The sequence below is a fragment of the Acidobacteriota bacterium genome (genome assembly GCA_039028635.1).
Classification (GTDB): Bacteria; Acidobacteriota; Thermoanaerobaculia; order Multivoradales; family JBCCEF01; genus JBCCEF01.
Genome location: JBCCHV010000065.1, coordinates 1 through 20,368 on the forward strand (window position 1 = coordinate 1; position 20,368 = coordinate 20,368).

Sequence of the window (20,368 nt, forward strand, 5' to 3'; positions counted from 1 at the left end):
GTTGACCACGCTGCGGATGGTGAGCTCCTCGTTGTCCTCGATGGGATAGTCCTTGAGGTTCTCGTCACCGCCGTCGCCATCCACCAGGAAACGCCAGTCGGAATAACGCCGACGCAATCCGCGGGCGAGATTGATGCCCATCACGGCGCACTCGACGTCGAGGGGCTTGTAGTCTTCGATCAGGGTCACCGCCTCGAAGGGATCGAGGTCCGCCGCCTCCACCTCGATGGCCTCGAGGAGGAACTCGAGATCGAGACGGCGCAGGAACTCGCGCGCCTGGGCGACATCCTCGCCACCGCCATCCACCGACAGCACGAAGGCCTTGAGGCGAGCCGGGCTCTGGCCGCTCTCGAGCAGAGCCCGGTAGAGGGCGAGCAGAACGCTGCCGCTGTCGATTCCACCGGAGAAGGAAACCCCCAACGGCTCCTCCGCCGGCACCCGTTCGAGCCAGTCTTGCACCTCTTGGTAGAGGGCTCCGATGTAGCGCTCGCCGATGACCTCGAGGTCCGGCGCCATCACCGCCCGCGGCGGCGCGAAGAAGCGCCGGTGGACGGGATTGGGATCGGGACAGCCGATCAGCTTGAGGGAGAGAACGTGGTGCGCCGGCACCATCCGGCAGTAGGTCGGGTGGAACTGCTTCTCATAGCCCTCACCGCGCAGGAACTCGAGGATCTCGCGCATCGACTCCGCCACCACCAGCATCGGGCCGGCTTCCTCTTTGGCCAGGAAGTAGCGCAACGGCCGGTCGAGGCTGCGGGCCAAGCGCACGTCCTCGCCGTCGCGCGCCACCAGAGCGAAGGAGCCTCGGATGGCCAAAACCTGCTCGGGATCGGCGGCCAGCACTCGGCGACGGGCTTCCTCCACCTCGAGGTCGAAAAGCTGCTGACTCGCCGGGTCGACGAGATCGATCAAGCGCGCTACGGGTCGGTCCATGGGGAGTCTCCTATTCGCAGGTCGTAGGCCAGCATTATAGGACCTGAAGACCTCGGAATTTTTCCATGGGGTGGGAATTTTCCCATCCTCGAAGGCCCCGATGAGATTCCATCGGGGCCCCGGAAAAGCTGCTCAATAAGAACCGCAAGTCGCTGAATTAATTAGACTTAAACAAAAATCCAACCTTCACGCCGGAGCCGGCATCGGCTGCTGGCACGGCTCCTGCTCTAGGAAGGGAGCGTCACGCAGCCCACGGACCACGCGACGTCCGTAGGACGCAACGGCGATTTAAAAGCGACCTTCCTGAAAAGAGGGTCGCTCTTTTTTTGTCCTCGCTTCCCCTCCCGCCCCGGCGCACCGACCGGGCCAGCGATTCGTCATTGCCAGCGCAGCACCGTGGCCATCGCCGCCGGGCCGGGCGAACACCGGTGAGCAGTTGCGTCTCTGCTTGCCGCCGAGTACGATCCGAAGGATTTTCAACCCTCTGAAAGCACTTCCACTCTCGAAACGAAAGCCCAGGGAACCATGAAATTGTTCGTCCCCAGGGAGCGTCGGAGTGACGATGGCCGTGTCGCTCTGAGCCCCGAAACGGTCCGCAAGCTGGTCAAGAAGGGGCTCGAGGTCGAGGTCGAAGGCGGCGCCGGCGAGGGTGCCGCTTTCCCCGACCAGGAGTACACCGAGGCCGGCGCCGAGATCGCCGAAGGCTGGGACTCGGCCGATGTCGTCGCCACCATCGCGGCGCCCTCACCGGCCCAGATCGAGCGCATGAAGGCCGGCGCTCTGCTGATCTCCTTCATGACACCGCACCAAAATCACGACGCGGTGCGCGCCCTGGTCGCCGGCAAGGTCGATTGCCTGGCGATGGAGCTGGTGCCTCGGATCACCCGCGCCCAGAGCATGGATGCGCTGTCCTCCCAGGCCTCCATCGCCGGCTATCGGGCGGTGCTGATCGCCGCCAGCCGTCTGGGCAAGTACTTTCCCTTGCTGATGACCGCCGCCGGCACCATCAAGCCCGCCAAGGTGGTGATCATGGGCGCCGGCGTCGCCGGCCTGCAGGCCATCGCCACCGCCAAGCGACTCGGCGCGGTGGTCGAAGTCTCGGACATCCGGCCGGTAGTGCAAGAGCAGGTCGAGTCCCTCGGCGGCAAGTTCATCCCGCTGCCGATGGCGGAGAGTGGCGAAGGCGAGGGCGGTTACGCCAAGCAGATGACGGAGGACTTCCTGCGCCGCCAACGCGAGATCGTGCACCGCCACGTCGCCGCCGCCGACGTCGTCATCACCACCGCCCTGATTCCCGGCAAGCCCGCCCCAATGCTGGTTCCGGCGGCGATGGTCGAAGCCATGAAGCCGGGCTCGGTGATCGTCGACCTGGCGGTCTCCCAAGGCGGCAACTGCGAGCTTTCGAAGGCCGACGAGGAGGTCGTCCACCAAGGGGTGATCATCCTCGGACCGTCCAACCTTCCGGCCGGCATGACGCAGGATGCCAGCACCCTCTACGGCCGCAACGTCCTCGCCCTGCTCGAGGATGTCCTCGACGACGACGGTGGCCTCGACCTCGATCCCGAGAACAACGACGTGGTGGCGGGAGCCCTGCTTACCCGTGGCGGCACCGTCCACCACGCTGCCACCGCCGCCGCCATGGAGGAGTGATGGGACCACTACTGATCAGTATCTATGTCTTCGTGCTGGCCATCTTCGTCGGCTTCGAGATCATCACCAAGGTCCCGCCGACACTCCACACGCCGCTCATGTCGGGCGCCAACGCCATTTCCGGAATCACCATCGTCGGCGCCTTCTACGCCGCCCAGAGCGGCCATGTCGCGATCAGTAGCGTGCTCGGCTGCGGCGCCATCGCCTTGGCCTCGGTGAACGTCGTCGGCGGCTTCATGGTCACCGATCGCATGCTCAAGATGTTCGGCCAGAAGAAGAAGCGATGAGCGCCATCGACACCACTCTGGTCCCGATCCTCTACCTGCTCTCGGCCGTCGTTTTCATCTTCGGCATCAAGGGGCTGACCAAGGTCCGCACCGCCCGCCGCGGCAATCTGATGGCCGCCGGCGCCATGCTGCTGGCGATCGTCGCGACGCTGATCGAGCTCGGCACCATCGACTACCGCTGGATCCTCCTCGGCCTGCTGATCGGCGGCACCATCGGCGCCTTCGTGGCGATCAAGGTCGAGATGACCGCCATGCCCGAGATGGTCGCCCTGTTCAACGGCTGCGGCGGCGCCGCCTCGGCCCTGGTCGCCATCGCGTATCTGTGGTTCCAGGTCGTCGAGCCGGGGGCCGACGGCACCGCCGCCGGCGTGCTGGGAGCCGACTCGGCGGTCTCGTCGGTGCTCTCCATCCTGATCGGCGCCGTCACCCTGACCGGCAGCATCGTGGCCTATCTCAAGCTGCGCGGCTGGATCTTCGGCCGCCGCATCTCCGGTCAGCCGATTCTGCTGCCCGGACGCCACCTGATCAACGCCGTGGTCGCCCTGGCGGCCATCGGCTGCGGTATCGGAGCCCTGTTCTTCGTCGCACCGACCTCGATGGCCGGCCTGGTGATCGGTGCCACCGTCGCCAGCTTGATTCTCGGCATCCTGCTGGTGATCCCGATCGGCGGCGCCGACATGCCGGTGGTGATCTCGCTACTCAACTCCTACTCCGGCCTCGCCGCTTCGGCCACCGGCTTCGTGCTCAACAACAACCTGCTGATCATCAGCGGCGCGCTGGTCGGAGCCTCCGGCCTGATCCTCACCCAGATCATGTGCGTGGCGATGAACCGCACCCTCGGCAACGTGCTCTTCGGCGGCTTCGGCGGTGAAGAGTCCGGTGGCGCCGCCGGCTCGAACGAGTACACCAACGTGCGCTCCTACGGTGCCGACGACGCCGCCATGGTGCTCGAAAGCGCCGAGACCGTGGCCATCGTGCCGGGCTACGGGCTGGCCGTGGCGCAGGCCCAACACATCGTGCGCGAGCTCGCCGATCAGCTCGAGAAGCGCGGCGCCCAGATCACCTACGGCATCCACCCGGTGGCCGGTCGCATGCCCGGACACATGAACGTCCTCCTCGCCGAGGCCGACGTGCCCTACGAGCAACTCCTCGAAATGGACCTCATCAATCCCCAGTTCAAGGAGACCGACGTGGTGATCGTGGTGGGCGCCAACGACGTCGTCAACCCGGCCGCCGAGAGCGCTCCCGGCAGCCCCCTCTACGGCATGCCGATCCTCAAGGTCTTCGATGCCCAGACGGTGATGGTGATCAAGCGCAGCCTGTCGCCGGGCTTCGCCGGCATCAAGAACGAGCTCTTCGAGTACGACAACACCATGATGCTCTTCGGCGACGGCAAGAAGATGCTCCAGGACATGCTGACGGCGCTCAAGGAGGCCTAGGCCGGTCGAGGACCACGACCCAGAACCGGCGGAGACCCGTCAAGGAGGCGACAGGATGCGAAGTGGCGACTACGGGAACCCCAAGGGACTGCGACTGCGGTCGGGCTCAGCCCTTGTCTTCGCGTTGACTCTGATCGTCGCCACCTCCGGCTGTCTGCAGGAAACGGCGACCGAAACCACCACCCAAAAGAGCACCGGCGGAGCCATTGCCTCGGCCGAGCCGCGGGCCACCGAAGCCGGCCTCGCCATCCTGGCCAGTGGCGGCAACGCCGTCGATGCCGCCGTCGCCACCGCCCTCGCCCTCGCCGTCACCTACCCGGAAGCGGGCAACCTCGGCGGCGGTGGCTTCGCCGTCCTCAAGATCGGCGACGAGCGCAACAGTCTCGATTTCCGCGAGGTCGCCCCGGCGGCGGCGCATCGCGACATGTACCTCGACGCCGACGGCACGGCCCGCCCCGAGGCTTCGCTGATCGGTCCGCTGGCGGCCGGCGTCCCGGGATCGCCGCAGGGCCTTTGGGCCCTCCACCAGCGCTACGGAAAACTTCCTTGGCCCGAGGTCGTCGACCCCGCCATCGAGCTGGCGAGGGATGGGATCATCGTCGATGAACATCTGCGCGCAGTCCTCGCCGAAGAACAGCCCATGCTGTCGCGGTTTCCGGAGACGGCGGCCTTCTGGCTGCCGGACGGAGAGCCGCCCGCGGTCGGAACGCGACTGCGTCAGCCCGCTCTCGAGAGCACCCTGCGAGCCTACGCCGAGCAGGGTCCGTCAGCGCTCACGGCAGGGGCCATCGCGGCCGCCGTCGAGCGCACCTCGCGCCAGTACGGCGGCGTCTTGACGGCGGCGGACCTGGCGGCCTACGAGCCGGTGTGGAGGGCTCCCGTCGAAACCGAAGCCTTCGGCTGGAAGATCGCCTCGATGGACCTGCCGAGCTCCGGCGGCCTGCTCCTCGCCCAGACCTTCGCCCTGCTCGAACGTCGCGGTTGGCAGGAGCAGCCGCGCTTCGGCACCGAGCGCGCCCACCTGCTGACCGAGGCCTGGCGACGGGCCTACGCCGACCGCCTGCTGATGGGCGATCCGGCGACCTCCGAAGCCGGCGGCGAGCAGCTCCTGGCGAGCGCCTGGCTCGATCGCAGAGCCCAGGAAATCGACCCCGAGAGCGCCACGTCTTCCAACGCCGTCGGCAACTGGTCCGACAGCGCGCCGCCCACCGAGCCGCAGGACACCACCCATCTTTCGGTGATCGATGGCGACGGCAACTTGGTGGCCTTGACCACCACCCTCAATGGCCTCTTCGGCTGCGGCGTCTGGGTACCCGAGGCGGGCTTCTTCCTCAACAACGAGATGGACGATTTCACCACCGCCGTCGGTCAACCCAATCTCTACAATCTGATTCAGGGCGAGGCCAATGCGGTCGCCCCGGGCAAGCGCATGCTGTCGTCGATGACGCCCACCGTCGCCTGGCAGGAGACCGGCGGGGCGATCGTTCTCGGCGGCCGCGGCGGCTCCAAGATTCCCTCGAACACCATGCAGGTGCTGCTCAACTACATCGCCGACGGCGATGCCCTCCAAACCGCCGTCGACCGGCCCCGAATTCATCATCAGTGGCTGCCGGACGAGCTGCAGGCGGAACCGCAACGGCTGGCGCCGGAGGTCCGCCAGGCCCTCGAAGAGCGCGGCCACCGGGTCGTCATCGTGGAGCACGCCGCCAAGGTGCAGGCCGTGGCGATGCACTCCGACGGCACGCTGGAAGCCGCCGCCGATCCCCGCAGCACCGGCCAAGGGGGAGTCCTCCACCGCAGTCCCTGAAGCCTCCTCAGAGGCCGTCGAGCCGCGCTCGTGAGCGGCCCGTCCTCCTCCGGACAAAAATTCTCGGCTCATGACCGAAGCCACGGTGCGATGTCGCTGTGACGGGTTAGGTGTCTGTGCTCGGCCCCCGCCGACCGCCTGGCAATCGAATTCTTGGAGGTCTCATGAGCTTGCGTACCGTTCTCCGTCTGGCCGCGGAGCCCCGTCTCCCGGCATTGTCCGTGCTTTGCCTTGTCTGTCTCGCTCTCACGATCACGGCGGCCCCGGTTTCCGCCCAGCCGGACCTGATCGCCACCAAGACCAACGACACCAGCAGCGTCGGCGTCGTCGGCACCCCCTTCACCTGGACCATCAAGGTCGACAACATCGGCTCGAGCGACTACTTCATCGCCGGCAGCTTCGATCTGCTGCGCGATGAGCTGCCCAACACCAACATCACCTACGGCTCCCCCAACATCACGGCCCAGAGCGGCGTCACCGGCACCATCGTCTGCCGGTTGAGCAACTTCCGCCTGAGCTGCGACGGCTTCACCAACGTCACCATCGCCGCCGGCGGGAGCTTCACCGTCGCGGTCACCGCCACCCCCTCCGCCGCCGGTACCTTCGACAATCCGCGCAGCGGCCAAATCTGTCGCGCCGATCCCGGTAACGAGGACAGCGAGTCGAACGAGAGCAACAACGACTGCTCCGACTCGGTGGTGGTCGGCACCGGCGTCACCGGTCCCGACCTGACGGTGGTCAAGAACAACGACGTCGGCGACGCCACCGAGCTCGCCAACGGCGCCTGGGACTGGTCCCTGCAGGTCGCCAACGGCGGCGACGCGGACGCCACCTTCAGCAATGGCCAGGTCATCCTGCGCGACGACCTGCCAGCCAGCGGCCTGACCTATGGCACCCCGAGCCTCCCCGGCCAAACCGGCATCTCCGGCTCGGGCTCGATCGCCTGCGCCATCGCCACCAACACCCTGACCTGCAGCGCCAACGGCGGCAACGTCACCCTCGCCGCCCCCAACGGCGCCTTCACGGTGACCGTTCCCACCACCCCGACGGCGACCGGCAGCTACGCCAATCCGCGCGCCGCCGGCACCTGCGCCGCCGATCCCGATGGTTTGATCTCCGAGGGCGACGAGAGCAACAACGCCTGCAGCAACACGGTGGTCGTCGCCGGCTCCCCGGACCTCACCGCCGTCAAGACCAACGACGTCGCCGACAACGCCGTCATCAGCACCCCCTTCAACTGGTCGATCACGGTCACCAATGGCGGCAGCGCCGACTACTTCGGACCGAGCAGCTTCTCGCTGCTGCGCGACGAGCTGCCTTCCACCAACGTCTCCTACGGCACCCCGACGATCAGCGCCCAGAGCGGGATCACCGGCAGTTTCTCGCCCAGCATCACCTCAAATTCGGGTCTCTTCCGCCTCAACGTCGAGGCCAACAGCAACGTCACCATCGCCCCCGGCGGCAGCTTCACGGTGACCTTCGCGGCCACGCCGACGGCCGCCGGAGTGCTCGACAATCCGCGCAGCGGGCAGCTCTGCCGCGCCGATCCCGGCAACGAGGACGCCGAGCTCGACGAGAGCAACAACGACTGCTCGAACAGCGTCACCGTCGGCACCGGCATCACCGGACCGGACCTGACGGTGGTCAAGAATAATGACGTCGGCGACGCCACCGAGCTCGCCGACGGCGCCTGGAACTGGTCCCTGCTGGTCGCCAACGGCGGCGACTCGGACGCCACCTTCAGCAGCGGCCAGGTCATCCTGCGCGACGACCTGCCGGCTTCTGATCTGAGCTACGGCACGCCCACCCTCTCGGGCCAAACCGGCCTCTCCGGCTCCGGTACCGTCGCCTGCGCCATCGCCACCAACACCCTGACCTGCAGCGCCAGCGGCGGCGACGTCACCTTGAGCTCGTCCGCCGGCGGCTTCACCGTCAACATAGCCACCACTCCCTCGGCCACCGGCACCTTCGACAATCCGCGCGCCGCCGGTAGCTGCGCCGTCGATCCGGCCGGCGTCGTCACCGAGGGCGACGAAAGCAACAACACCTGCTCCGACTCGGTGGTGGTCGCCGGCTCGCCGGATCTGGTCGCCAGCAAGAGCAACGACACCGCCGGCATCGGCACCGTCGGCGTTGCCTTCGACTGGTCGATCACGGTCACCAACAACGGCAGCGCCGATTACTTCATCGCCAGCAGCTTCGACCTGCTGCGCGACGAGCTGCCGGACAGCGACATCACCTATGGCTCGCCCAGCGTGTCGGGCCAGAGCGGCGTCACCGGCACCTTCGGCTGCCAGATCCAGAGCTTCCGCCTGTCGTGCGAGGCCAACACCAACGTCACCATCGCCCCCGGCGGCGGCTTCACGGTGACCTTCGCGGCGACGCCGACGGCGGAGGGCGTCTTCGCCAATCCGCGCAGCGGTGAGCTCTGTCGCGCCGACCCCGGCAACGAGGACGCCGAGCTCGACGAGAGCAACAACGACTGCTCCGACACCGTCACCCTGACGGCCCTCGCCGAGCTCGAGCTCACCAAGAGCGACAGCCCGGATCCGGTGATCGCCGGCAACGACCTGTCCTTCTCCCTGACGGCCCGCAACGCCGGACCGAGCACGGCCGACAGCGTCGTCCTCTACGACCTCCTGCCCGCCGGCATCGCGTTCGATGGCCCCGCCTCGGACAGCCGATGCACCCAGCCGGCAGGCCTGGTCGGCTTGACGGCCAGCCTCGACGGCTCCCAGACGACGCCGATGAGCGGCAGCGCCGCCACCGGCCTCGCCAGCCTGGTGCTCGACACGACGAGCAACGAGCTGCGCTTCGCCCTCGCCGCTTCCGGCATCTCGGGCACCTTGACCGGCGCCAGCCTGCGCCTCGCCGACGGCACGCTGGTGCAGAGTCTCTACGGCGGCGCGCCACCGACCTTCGACGACTCCTCGCCGATCACCGGCCGCATCCAGCTCACCCAGGCACAGGCCGACGCCCTGCAGGTGGCCAACAGCTATCGCCTGCGGATCGACACCAGCGCCAACCCGGCCGGCGAGATCGCCGGCACGCCGGCGGTGGCGAGCGCCATGCCGGTGGTTTGCGCCCTCGGCAGCCTCGCCGCCAGCGCCGACACCAGCGTGTCGCTGGTCGCCGGGGTCGCCAGCAACGGTGCCGGCCAGAGCCTCGACAATCTCGCCTTCGTCACCTCGGCGACGGAGGAGCCCAACGAGGCCAGCCTGCCGGCCGGTGAGCTGCGCGGCGCCGCCGCCGTCACCGGCACGACGGTGACCGCCGCGACGGACCTCGCCCTGACCAAGGCAGACTCGGCCGATCCGGCGATCGCCGGCCAGAACCTGACCTACACCCTGACGGTGACCAACAATGGCCCGTCCGACTCGAGCGGCGCCACCATCTCCGATCCGCTGCCGGCGGGCACGACCTTCGTGTCGTCGCCGGACGGCTGCGGCGAAGCCGGCGGCACCGTCACCTGTCCCGTCGGCGCCCTCGCCAGCGGCGCTTCGACCAGTGTCGCCTTCACCGTCACCATCGGCGCCAGCGTCACCGGCAGCCTGAGCAACACCGCCACCGTAACCGCCAACGAAAGCGATCCAACGAGCGGCAACGACAGCGCCACCGAGGCCACCGCGGTCACGGCCAGCGCCGACCTCGCCTTGAGCAAGGACGACGATCTCGGCACCGCCGTCGCCGGCGGCGAGATCGGCTATCTGTTGGCGGTGACCAACAACGGTCCCTCGGACGCCACCGGTGTCGTGGTGGGCGATCCCTTGCCAGCAGGTACCAGCTTCGCCTCGTCGACGGACGGCTGCACCGAGGCCGGCGGCATCGTTTCCTGTCCCGTCGGTGCCCTCGCCGCCGGCGCAAGCCGGACCGTCACTTTCCGAGTCGCTGTCGATCCGGGCATCGAATCGTCGATCACCAACCAAGCAGTGGTCAGCGGAAACGAAAACGACCCCGTCTCTAGCAATGACGAAAGTAGCGTCATCACCCCGGTCGAGCAGCGGGCAGACCTGCGCCTCGACAAGGCGAGCTCCGTCGACCCGGTGGTTGCCGGCCAAGAGCTCACCTACACCCTGACCGTCACCAACGATGGCCCCTCGACCTCCGACGGCGCCACTGTCAGTGATCCGTTGCCCGCCGGCACCTCCTTCGTTTCGTCGCCGGACGGCTGCGGCGATGCCGCTGGCACCGTCACCTGCGCCATCGGGTCGCTGGCACCAGGTGCCTCCCAAAGCGTCCCCTTCACGGTTCAGGTAGAGGCCTCCACCGTCGGCCCGCTGATCAACCGGGCGACCGTGACCGGTGTCGAAACCGATCCCGACAACAGCAACGACACGGCGGAGATCACCACCACCGTGTCGCGCCAGGCGGATCTCGAGATCACCCAGGTCGACAACCCCGATCCGGTGACGGCCGGCAACCCCTTGAGCTATACCCTGACGGTCGCCAACGTCGGCCCGTCCGATGACCTCGAAACGGTGACCGTCGGCGACACGCTGCCCGCCGGGACCACCTTCCAGAGCGCCAGCGGCACCGGCTGGAGCTGCGGCCAGGCGGCCGGCGTCGTCACCTGCAGCCGCGCCGGCCTGGCGGTCGGCAACGCGCCGCCGATCACGGTCGCCGTGACGGTCGACCCGGACACCACCGGGAGCCTCACCAACACCGTCTCGGTGACCTCGTCGACGACCGATCCGGACCCCGGAGCGGACGACACCAACGTCGTCGAGTCCACCACCGTCGCCACCGAAGCCGATCTCTCGCTGAGCAAGAGCGACTCCGTCGATCCGGTGCCCGGCAACACCTTCTCCTACACCCTGGAGGTGACCAACGCCGGCCCGTCGGAGGCCCGCAACGTGATCGCCACGGACACCCTGCCGACCGGCCTGGTGTTCGACTCGTCGGCCACCTGCACGGAGGCCGCCGGCGTCGTCACCTGCGACTTCGGCACCATCGCCGCCGGCGCCACCGAGGCCCTCGAGTTCGTGGTCACCTTGAGCTCGCCGCCGGATTCGACGGTGCTCAACACCGCCTCCGTGACCAGTGACGACCCGGACCCGAACAGCGCCGACAACAGCGATCAGGAGGAGACCAGTCTCGACCTCGAGGCGCCGACGGTCAGCGTCCTGAGCTCCGTCGGTGACACCGGCGACGGCAGCCTCGACGAGTGCGAGACGGCCACCGTCGCCATCGACCGGCTGCGTATCACCTTCAGCGAGGCGATGGCGGACCCGACCGGCGACAGTGACCCGCAGGACGTCACCAACCCGGACAACTACCGGCTCCTCGCCGCCGGCGCGGATCGCAGCTTCGACACCGTCGCCTGTGGCCCGGCAACCGGCGACGACCTCTGGCTGTCACCCGTGTCGGTGAGTTACGACGACAACACCCTCACCGCCGAGGTCTCCTATGGCACGGCGCTGGGTGACGATCTCTACCGCCTGCTGGCGTGCAGCACGCTGACCGATCCCGCCGGCAACGCCCTCGACGGCGATGCCGACGGCAACGGCGGTGACGACTTCGCGCGCGGCTTCCGGATCGATACCGGCAACCGCTTCGCCAACGGTCACTTCGACTGCGATCTCGCCGGTTGGACCCTGACCAGCACCAATCCGGCGGAGATCGCCTGGAGCGCCGACGACTTCGAGGGCTCGGACCAATCGGGCTCGGCGGCGATCAGCAATCTCACCGCCAGCAGCGAGTTCCAGATCGGCCAGTGTGTCGAGCTGGCGGCCGCCGGTGCGGTCCACCAGCTGCGGGCTCGCCTACGCCTGGCGGTCGCTCCGACGACCGTCCTCGGGGTGGCACGAGGCTGCGCCTTCTTCGAAGGCAACGGCTGTAGCGGGACGCTGCTCGATTCGAGCGTCGCCGCGGCCATCGCCGAGGACTCCGCCGGCAACTGGCTGGAGGTGTCGTCCGAAGTGACGCCACCGACGGCGGCCCGCTCGGCCCAGTGCACGGTGCTGCTGAGCACACCGGCCGGGGACGCCTTCGACGCCAACCTCGACTTCCTGTCCCTGCGAGTGGATTCGACGGTGATCTTCGCCGACGGCTTCGAATCCGGGGACACCTCGCGCTGGTCGGCGACCGTCGGAGGTGCTCCGTGAGCCGCTATCGCCGAAGCGTGAAGAACAACCGATTGATCGCCATCTCGACCCCCCGGAGGGAGAGCGCCATGTCTCGAGCCACCGTCGTCCGTCGCCGGCTGCTGCCCGCCTTGCTGATCGCCGCCTTCCTACCGCTGGCGGCTTGGGCTGCCGATCCCTTGCGCTACACGCCGACCCTCGCCCCCTTCGGCCCCGGGGACGGCGCCGCGCCCGGAGTTCTGCAGGTCGACGATGGCACCGCCGAGGGCACCTTCGGCGTCGGTGTCGGCGCCGCCCGCCAGTTCCTCTGGTTCAATCGCTTCTCCCTACCACCGGGCCTCGCCCAGGTCGAGGAGATCCAGGTGCTCTTCCCGAGCGGCGACAACCTCGCCGTTGGAGCCGCCATCGAGCTCGCCGTCTACGTCGACGCGGACGGCGATCCGAGCAACGGCGCCACCCTGTTGAGCAACCTTCCGGAGATCGTCCAGAGCCTCGACGGGACCTTCTCCGTCTACCCCATCGATCCCCCGATCATCGTCCCCGGCGACAGCGATCTGCTGGTCGGCGTGATCAACCGCTTCACCAACAGCGGCAACGACGGCCCGACCTCACCGGCCGCCCTCGACACCACCGTCAGCCAGGAACGCTCCTGGTTCGCCTTGTGGAGCGGCGACCCACCGGCACAGCCCACGCTGCCGCCGGACGGCTCGATCGACCGCATCGACGATGTCGTCGCCGGCAACTGGATGATTCGGGCGCGAGTCTCGCAGCCGTCCGCCGTCCAGGTGCCGGCCCTCGGCAACCTCGGACTGCTGTTGCTCGGCGGCTTGCTCGCCTGGTTCGGCTGGGGCCTGCTGCGACGCTGAAGAAATCGCCCGGCAACAGCCTCCTGGGGCCCCAAGGCTTCGCCAGCCTACTCGGCCTGGGGCGAACGCCCAATGGACTTTTCAGAGTTCTTCGGGTCAGCCGGCGGAGGCCATTGGTTGGCAAGCGACTCCGAGCCCGATCAGGGCGACCTCGGCGGCCCAAGCCGCCGAGGACGGGGGCCGCACGACACGTGCGTCGCCGGGCCGTGCAGGCTTGAGGGGAGCGCCTTTAGCCCTCGATCATTCGACAGAAGCAAGCAGGCCGTCTGCTAGAAAAGCAGACGGCTCCCGAGCGCAGAAGCGCGAGGCGGCGCCTTCGGCGCCGAGGACGGGGCCGCCCTGGATTGGGGTGAGAGCGAACGACATGTGCGTCGCCGGGCCGCGCAGGCTCGAGGGGGGCGCCTCTAGCCCCCCTGAAACACGACGGGCGGGGTACAATCCCCGCCCGTACGAGAGGAGATCACCATGCCGAGACTGGTTCTGATTGCTGCCCTGTTGACCCTGCTCGCCGCCTGCGGCGGCCCCGCCGCCCTGCAGCCGCCGGCCGAGCCGATCGCCAACACCGCCCTCGATCTGGTGCTCGACGCTCCCTCGTCGGCCGGCTTCGAAGTCGAGACCAACGCCGCCGAAGACCTTCGCCTGCGCTGGCCCGGTGACGACGAATCGCCCGCCGCCAGCCTCGCCTTCGCGGTCGGAGAGGACGAGATCAGCCTCAATCTGGTCGAGTACGTCAAGGGCCAGGAGGCGGACCTCGACAGCCGCCCCGGGGGCGACTTCCTCGGCCAGCTCGAGCTCGGCAGCCACATCGGACCGGCCTTCATCACCCGCGGCCGATTCACCGGCGACGACGGCAACGAGCTCGAAGAGACCAAGATCTTCGCCAGCCACCCGGACCCGGAGACCGACCGCGTTCTCACCATCACCTACGTCTACCCGCCCTCTCCCGGCAGCACCCAGGCGCGCCGGGAGCAGGCCCTGAGCGCCCTCGGTTTGGTGCAGATTCCAGGCGCCGAGCCCACCGAAGAATCCGGCGGCTGAGCCACCTCTTCGTTCGCGGACGCTCCCAGGCCTCGGGAGCTGCGCTTACATCCGTTGGGGCCCAAGCTCACCCGATTTGCTCTCCAGATCCGTTCGCAAGCACCTCGGCTCGCATCAGTCGGCTTTCTCGGCACCGTCGGCCAGGGCCGCCGAGGCCAGCTCGCGGGTGTGTTGCCGAACATCCGGCGGCCAGGTTTTGGTGTGGGCTTCGAAGTGCGGCACATCGCCCGCGAAGAGGGCGCGAGTCGCCTCTTCGAAGCCAACCTCGTCCCCGGCGATGACGGACATGAAGCGGTAGGCGGACTCCTGAGAGTGGCGTCGCGCCACCTCTCCGGTGGGGTCACGGCGCGCCGCCTCCACCAGCCGGCGCAGGGTAGCGGAGGCGCCACCGGGTTGCTCGGCGAGCCACGACCAGTGGCGCCCGAGCAGCCGGACCTCGCCAGCGACGGCCCGGACCTTCTTCGCTCCCGGGTCCGCCACCGCCGCTCGCGCAGGCGGACCATGGCGCCACGCGACGAGATCCTCGCTGCCCCGCAGATCGAGCTCGAAAGGCCTGCTGGTCTTCGCATCGAAAACCAGCAGGGCTCCAGGATCGCCCTCGTCCGTCAGACGCTTGAGGGTGAGCGCCACCTCGGCCGGTGTACCGCGGGCGACCAGCCGCCCTGCCGCAAAGGCGACGAGGGTCGGCTCTTCTCCGCTAGCCATCGACTCTCCCGAAGCCGGGACACCCCGAGGCGAAAAACAACGCCGACCCTGCCGGCTCACTCCGGATGCCGGTGGTAGACCTTGGCCGAGATGCGCCAACCGCTGTCGTAGTTGAGCACCGACAGATAGTCCGTGTAGATCAGCTTGCCGTCCTTCGACAGCTCGATCTTGACGGCGGCGGCGTTGCCGGTGACGTCGACCGAGACGAAGCGGTGCTGCCAGACGTTCTTCGACGGATCGAACTCGGGGCTGGCCTTGCGCTCGGCGGTGCCGGCCACCCAGTCGGCGATCTCGAAGCGCCGCAGCTCGTCACCGCGGGCCGAGAAGATGGCGAAGTCCGGGTGGAAGCCGCGCTCCATGGCCTCCGGGTCGAGCTCGTTGAAGGCTCCGTGGATGTAGCTCTTCTCGATCAGCTCCTTGATCTCGGCAACGGCGGCATCGTCCGCCGACAGCGGTAGCGCTACGGCCAGCAATAGCAGGAAGGGGATGATTCGTTTCAGCGTCATGGCAGGCTTCCTCCGCCCTCTCTGGTGTGGTTGTCGAAAATGACTGTCGCTACCACCACTCTACGACAGCTGTCGAAGGACGTTCGAGATTTTCCGCCGCCGGCGGGCCGTCGCGGGCCAAAACGGGCCCGCCGAAAACTTCATCGGCCCGCCGGCGTAGACTGCGCCATGGCTTCTGCAAGCAATCCCCGGCGATTCACCCGGTCGCCCTCTTCGATGGGACTCCTCCTCGGTCTCACCGTATGCCTCACGGGCTCCCCGGTGGTAGCCGACGATTCCGCCCCAGAGCGCCGGTTCGTTTCGCGCGCCAATCTGGTCCTCGGTCTCGACAGCGATCTCAGTGCCGGCGTCTCTCTCGGCGACGTCGATGGCGATGGCGACCTCGACGCCCTGGTCGCCAACGGCCGGCACTGGGCCCAGGCCAACCTGCTGTTCTTCAACAACGGCCGCGGGCTGTTCACCTCGGCACGCCAGGTCGGAGTGGATCGCGCCACCAGCTACGCGGCACCGCTGGTCGACCTGGATGGCGACGGCGACCTCGACGTGGCGGTCGCCAACGACCGCGCGCCCAAACCGCTGCTGCTCAACGACGGCAGCGGGCGATTCCTCGAGGCCGGCACTTTTGGCCGGCCCGACGCCAATACCCGCGGCGTGACCGTGGCCGACCTCGACGGCGACGGCGATCCGGACCTCCTGGTCACCAACCGTCGTGAGGCGAACGCCGTTTTCCTCAACGATGGCACCGGCCAGTTCGAGGCGGGACCGTCCTTCGGGGACCTGCAGAGCGCCACCATTGCCGTGGCCACCGGGGACTTCGATGAGGACGGGCGCCTCGACCTCGCCCTCGCCAACCGCGATGGCCAGGCCAATGCGGTGCTGCTGCAGGGCGAAGGCGGAGCCTTTGGCGACCGCAGGCCCTACGGCGAGGGCGATGACGAGACCCGCGGAGTGGCGGTGGGCGACCTCGATGGCGATGGCCATCTCGACCTGGTGACCGCCAACATCGGCCAGCCGAACGGCGTCTACTTCGGCAACGGGCGAGGCGCCTTCGATCGCCGGGTGAGCTACGGCCGCCAGGACGGCGCAAGCTACTGCGTGCGGCTGGCGGACTTCGATCGCGATGGCGATCTCGACATCGCTGTCGGCAACAGCGGACAGGTCAACACCGTCTACCTCAACCAAGGCGGCGCGCGGCGCTTCACCTCCCAATCGCTCGGCACCGAAGAGCTCGACACCTACGGCCTCGCCATCGGCGACCTCGACGGCGACGGCTTCCCGGACATCGTGGAAGCCAACTCCGGAGCTCCCAACCGTGTCTACCTCAACCGCCCCGCACCGCCGTGACCCGGGCAGCAGTCTCTCGCTTCAGGATCGTGGCTCGGCCGTTGGCCAGCCCTGCGAACACCACGGCCCGCGACCCAGCAAGGCCGCTCGGCAAGCGCCGAGCGAAGACCCTTCGGACCGTCCGCCTCCGACCCGGCACGCTGCTTGCTGAAGACTCTCTCGCCACGGCTCCCCCGGGAGCGAGAGAAGTCCGAAGTTGCTGGCCTTCTCGGCATATCAACCGCCGGGCCGCGAGTCCCGGAACGACGCCAAGGCGGATGCCAGGGCGTCAATCTGGCGCGAAGTGGCGTTGGCGGTCGAAGAGAAGAAGACGATGTCCAGGAATCAACCCAACGACGTCCTTTCCCGGCGCGCCCGCCTTTTGGCCGTCGGTGTCTTGCTGGGCGCGGGATGTTTGGCCACGACGGTGTCCGGAGACACGCTACCGGCGCTGTTTCAGCAGCACGGTATCCGGCCCGTCGAACCCGCGTCTCCAGCGGCAGATTTCGAGCTCCCGGACTTGTCCGGGAGCCGCCGCGCTCTCTCCGATGCCCGCGGCACCTGGGTTGTCCTGACCTTCTTCGCCACCTGGTGCGGCCCCTGCCGCCACGAGATGCCGACCCTCGAGCGCCTGCATCAGGCCAAGGCCGCCGAGGGAATCACCGTTCTGGGCGTCTCGATCGACGATTCCAAGGCCCCGCTGCCACACTTTCTCAACCAGATGGGAGTGACCTTCCCGGTGCTCTGGGACGAGAACGGTCAAGCCGGCAGCACCTACCGCGCCACCAGCATCCCGCTGACCTATCTAATCGATCCCGCCGGCCGCATCGTCGGCGTTTCGCGGGGCGCCCGTGACTGGGAGGCCCTCGGGCCGATGCTCTCCCAGGCGGCGACGATCATGCCCCCGGACGCCGCCACCGAGTCCGCCTGGCAGACCGCCTCGGGCCCCGTCGACTTGCCCTCCGAGGTGACGCCGCCGACCGCCGTCGTGCAGCTCTCGTCGGCCACTCCACGGCCCGGCAAGATCTTCGAGCTGACCATTGAGATCCGCTGGTCCGGGACCTTCGACGAGTACCTGCTCCATCCCCCCCGGGTCGCCCTGCCGGAAGGAGTGCGAGCCAGCGGCAACACCCGCGCCGAGACCACCAGCCGCGCCGGTCGCAACGTCATCACCTACTCGATGCCGCTGGTGGCGGAAGCCACCGGCCGCTTCGCCCTCGATCCGGTCGAGCTGCTCTACACACCGCGCTTCGAATCGCAGCAGGTGTCGTCACGCCTCGCCGGTCCGGTGGTCGAGGTGGAGGACGCCACCTTCGCCGGCTTCAAGCCGCGCACCGTGATGGTGGCCGGCACCGGCGCCGCCGTCGCCGGCCTGCTCGCCGGCCTCGCCCTGGTCGGCCTCGGCCGCCGGCGCAAGAAGATCGCCCAGGTCGAAGCGCCGCCGCAGCTCGCCGGCTGGGAGGAGACCGTCGCCGAAGCCCGCCGCCATCGCCTCCAGGGAGAGCCGCGCAAGGCCTTCCTGGCGCTCGCCGAGCTGGCCCGCGAGCTCGACCCGCAAGACACCACCGATCTCGTCGACACCCTCGACAAGGCGCGCTACGGTGGCTACCGACCGAGTCGCGAAGAGCTCGAGCGCCTCGAGCGGCGGGTCGAGCTGCTGCTGCGCGAGCACCGGCCCGATGAGCGCGCCGCCGAGCGACGGTCGATTCGGCTGCGCCCCGATTCGCGCCAATCCATGGAATCTCGCAACCCCATGACCCCGGAGAACGTCGGCTCCTAGCCCGACCGGCTCAGGAACCGTACGTGTCCGGCTGCGTTTCTTGCTTTTGAAGGAGAGAGGGAAGATGACCGTCACGGCCGAAGAGCTGACTCCAGAGATCGCCGCCCAGAGCTCCCAGATCGACCGCCTACGGGAAGAGGTCGGCAAGGTCATCGTTGGGCAGCGCTACATGATCGACCGCCTGCTGATGGCGCTCATCGCCGATGGCCACATCCTCCTCGAGGGCATTCCGGGTCTCGCCAAGACCACCGCCATCAAGACCGTCGCCCAGGCGGTGCGCACCGGCTTCGCCCGCATCCAGTTCACCCCCGACCTGCTGCCGGCGGACCTCATGGGCACCGAGATCTACCGCCCCCAGAGCCACGACTTCGTGGTCAAGAAGGGTCCGCTGTTCACCAATCTGCTGCTCGCCGACGAGATCAACCGCGCCCCGGCCAAGGTGCAGAGCGCCCTCCTCGAAGCGATGCAGGAGCGCCAGGTGACCCTCGGCGAGGAAACCTACCCGCTGTCCGATCCCTTCCTGGTGCTGGCCACCCAGAACCCGATCGAGCAGGAGGGCACCTACCCGCTGCCGGAAGCCCAGGTCGACCGCGTCATGCTCAAGCTCCAGGTGGGTTACCCGGACAAGCAGGAAGAGAAGGAGATCCTGCGGCGCATGGCGAGCCGCCACCAGCCCACCATCGAGCCGGTGCTGACGCCGGACGACATCAAGGCGATGCGCGATCTCGCCGACCAGATCTACCTCGACGAGAAGATCGAGGACTACATCGTCGATATCGTCTTCGCCACCCGCGAGCCGGGCGCCTACCGCCTGCCGCAGCTCGAGCGCATGATCGACTTCGGCGCTTCGCCGCGCGCCACCATCTTCCTGGCGCGGGCGGCCAAGGTGCACGCCTTCCTCGCCGGTCGCGGCTACGTCACCCCCCAGGACGTCAAGACCATTGGCCCCGACGTGCTGCGCCACCGCGTACTGATCTCCTACGAGGCCGAGGCCCAGGACCGCACCTCCGACGACCTCATCCAGGAAATCTTCAACACCGTCGACGTCCCCTGATGAGCGCGACGCAGGAAACCCTCGACCCGGAGCTCTTCCAGAAAATCAAAGGCATCCAGATCCGCACCCAGCGCCTGGTGACGGAAGCGATGGCCGGCGAGTACGAGAGCGCCTTCAAGGGCCGCGGCATGGAGTTCGAGGAGGTGCGCGAGTACCAGCCCGGCGACGACATCCGGCACATCGACTGGAACGTCACCGCCCGCACCGGCACGCCCTTCGTCAAAGAACACCGCGAGGAGCGCGAGCTCACCGTCATGCTGATCGTCGACGTCAGCTCGTCGGGGGCCTTCGGCAGCGGCGACAAGCTCAAGAACGAGGTCGCCGCCGAGGTCGCGGCGATGCTCGCCTACACCGCCATCCAGAGCAACGACCGCGTCGGCCTGATCATCTTCTCGGACCGCATCGAGCGCTACATCCCGCCCAAGAAGGGGCGCGCCCACGTCTGGCGGGTGATCCGCGAGATCCTCACCTTCCGCCCCAGCCGACGCTCGACGGACCTCGACGGCGCCCTCGAGTTCCTCAGCAAGGTGACGCCACGGCGGGTGGTCGGCTTCGTCATCTCGGACTTCCTCGACGACGGTTTCGAGGACCGCCTGCGGATCGCGGCGCAGCGCCACGACCTCACCGCCGTGACGGTGGCCGATCGCCGCGAGGCGGAGCTGCCGTCGGTCGGTCTGATCGAGCTCGAGGACGCCGAAACCGGTGAGACCCTGCTGATCGACACCTACGACCGCAACATCACCCGCGGCTTCGTCGTCCTCGGCGACGACGACCGCTCCCAGCGCTCGGATCTGTTTCGCTCCGCCGGCGTCGGCGAGCTGCCGCTGTGGACCGACGAGCCGGCCGCCGATGCCCTGATCCGCTACTTCCGGGCCCGCGAGCGGAGGCGCTGAGACG

General features: G+C 68.2%; 14 protein-coding genes. 11 read left to right on the forward strand and 3 right to left on the reverse strand.

Annotated elements, in window-relative coordinates; all coding sequences use genetic code 11:
- The coding region (locus AAF604_20975; GenBank protein ID MEM7052153.1) for an asparagine synthase-related protein at window positions 1-933 on the reverse strand (933 nt) is incomplete at its 3' end.
- Window positions 934-1,458: 525 nt separating this feature from the next.
- Here AAF604_20975 and AAF604_20980 point away from each other — a divergent pair.
- The 7 genes from AAF604_20980 (at window position 1,459) to AAF604_21010 (ending at window position 14,103) form a co-directional block, all read left to right on the forward strand.
- Window positions 1,459-2,583, forward strand: a complete 1,125-nt coding sequence (locus AAF604_20980; protein MEM7052154.1) for a Re/Si-specific NAD(P)(+) transhydrogenase subunit alpha — start codon at window positions 1,459-1,461, stop codon at window positions 2,581-2,583.
- Complete coding sequence (locus AAF604_20985; GenBank protein ID MEM7052155.1) at window positions 2,583-2,870, forward strand: NAD(P) transhydrogenase subunit alpha; 288 nt, start codon at window positions 2,583-2,585, stop codon at window positions 2,868-2,870. The genes AAF604_20980 and AAF604_20985 overlap by 1 nt, the downstream gene beginning before the upstream one ends.
- 5 nt (window positions 2,871-2,875) lie before the next feature.
- Window positions 2,876-4,309, forward strand: a complete 1,434-nt coding sequence (locus AAF604_20990) for an NAD(P)(+) transhydrogenase (Re/Si-specific) subunit beta (GenBank protein MEM7052156.1) — start codon at window positions 2,876-2,878, stop codon at window positions 4,307-4,309.
- Window positions 4,310-4,364: 55 nt separating this feature from the next.
- Entirely contained in the window at window positions 4,365-6,116 is a 1,752-nt protein-coding gene (ggt, locus tag AAF604_20995) for a gamma-glutamyltransferase (protein MEM7052157.1), read from the forward strand.
- Between the two features lie 164 nt (window positions 6,117-6,280).
- On the forward strand, window positions 6,281-12,220 hold the full coding sequence (locus AAF604_21000) for a CHRD domain-containing protein (GenBank protein ID MEM7052158.1): 5,940 nt from the start codon (window positions 6,281-6,283) through the stop codon (window positions 12,218-12,220).
- Window positions 12,221-12,288: 68 nt separating this feature from the next.
- Window positions 12,289-13,065, forward strand: coding sequence for an IPTL-CTERM sorting domain-containing protein (locus AAF604_21005; GenBank protein ID MEM7052159.1), 777 nt, complete (start codon window positions 12,289-12,291; stop codon window positions 13,063-13,065).
- 465 nt (window positions 13,066-13,530) lie between these two features.
- Window positions 13,531-14,103 (forward strand): hypothetical protein, encoded by a 573-nt coding sequence (locus AAF604_21010; protein ID MEM7052160.1) that lies wholly within the window; start codon window positions 13,531-13,533, stop codon window positions 14,101-14,103.
- A 114-nt stretch (window positions 14,104-14,217) separates the two neighbouring features.
- Here the strand turns inward: AAF604_21010 and AAF604_21015 are convergent, their stop codons facing one another.
- Both AAF604_21015 and AAF604_21020 read right to left on the reverse strand, forming a co-directional pair.
- Window positions 14,218-14,808: a DUF2239 family protein gene (locus AAF604_21015; GenBank protein MEM7052161.1), complete on the reverse strand. Its 591-nt coding sequence runs from the start codon at window positions 14,806-14,808 to the stop codon at window positions 14,218-14,220.
- Between the two features lie 56 nt (window positions 14,809-14,864).
- Window positions 14,865-15,314, reverse strand: a complete 450-nt coding sequence (locus AAF604_21020; protein MEM7052162.1) for a nuclear transport factor 2 family protein — start codon at window positions 15,312-15,314, stop codon at window positions 14,865-14,867.
- 168 nt (window positions 15,315-15,482) lie between these two features.
- Between AAF604_21020 and AAF604_21025 the strand changes: the two genes are divergently transcribed.
- The 4 genes from AAF604_21025 to AAF604_21040 all read left to right on the forward strand — a co-directional run bounded on the left by AAF604_21025 (window position 15,483) and on the right by AAF604_21040 (window position 20,364).
- Complete coding sequence (locus AAF604_21025; GenBank protein ID MEM7052163.1) at window positions 15,483-16,658, forward strand: VCBS repeat-containing protein; 1,176 nt, start codon at window positions 15,483-15,485, stop codon at window positions 16,656-16,658.
- Between the two features lie 313 nt (window positions 16,659-16,971).
- Window positions 16,972-18,417: a TlpA disulfide reductase family protein gene (locus AAF604_21030; GenBank protein MEM7052164.1), complete on the forward strand. Its 1,446-nt coding sequence runs from the start codon at window positions 16,972-16,974 to the stop codon at window positions 18,415-18,417.
- 64 nt (window positions 18,418-18,481) lie between these two features.
- A complete protein-coding gene (locus tag AAF604_21035; GenBank protein MEM7052165.1) occupies window positions 18,482-19,471 on the forward strand; it encodes a MoxR family ATPase in 990 nt (329 codons plus the stop codon).
- A complete protein-coding gene (locus tag AAF604_21040) occupies window positions 19,471-20,364 on the forward strand; it encodes a DUF58 domain-containing protein (protein MEM7052166.1) in 894 nt (297 codons plus the stop codon). The genes AAF604_21035 and AAF604_21040 overlap by 1 nt, the downstream gene beginning before the upstream one ends.
- Window positions 20,365-20,368: the final 4 nt, after the last annotated feature.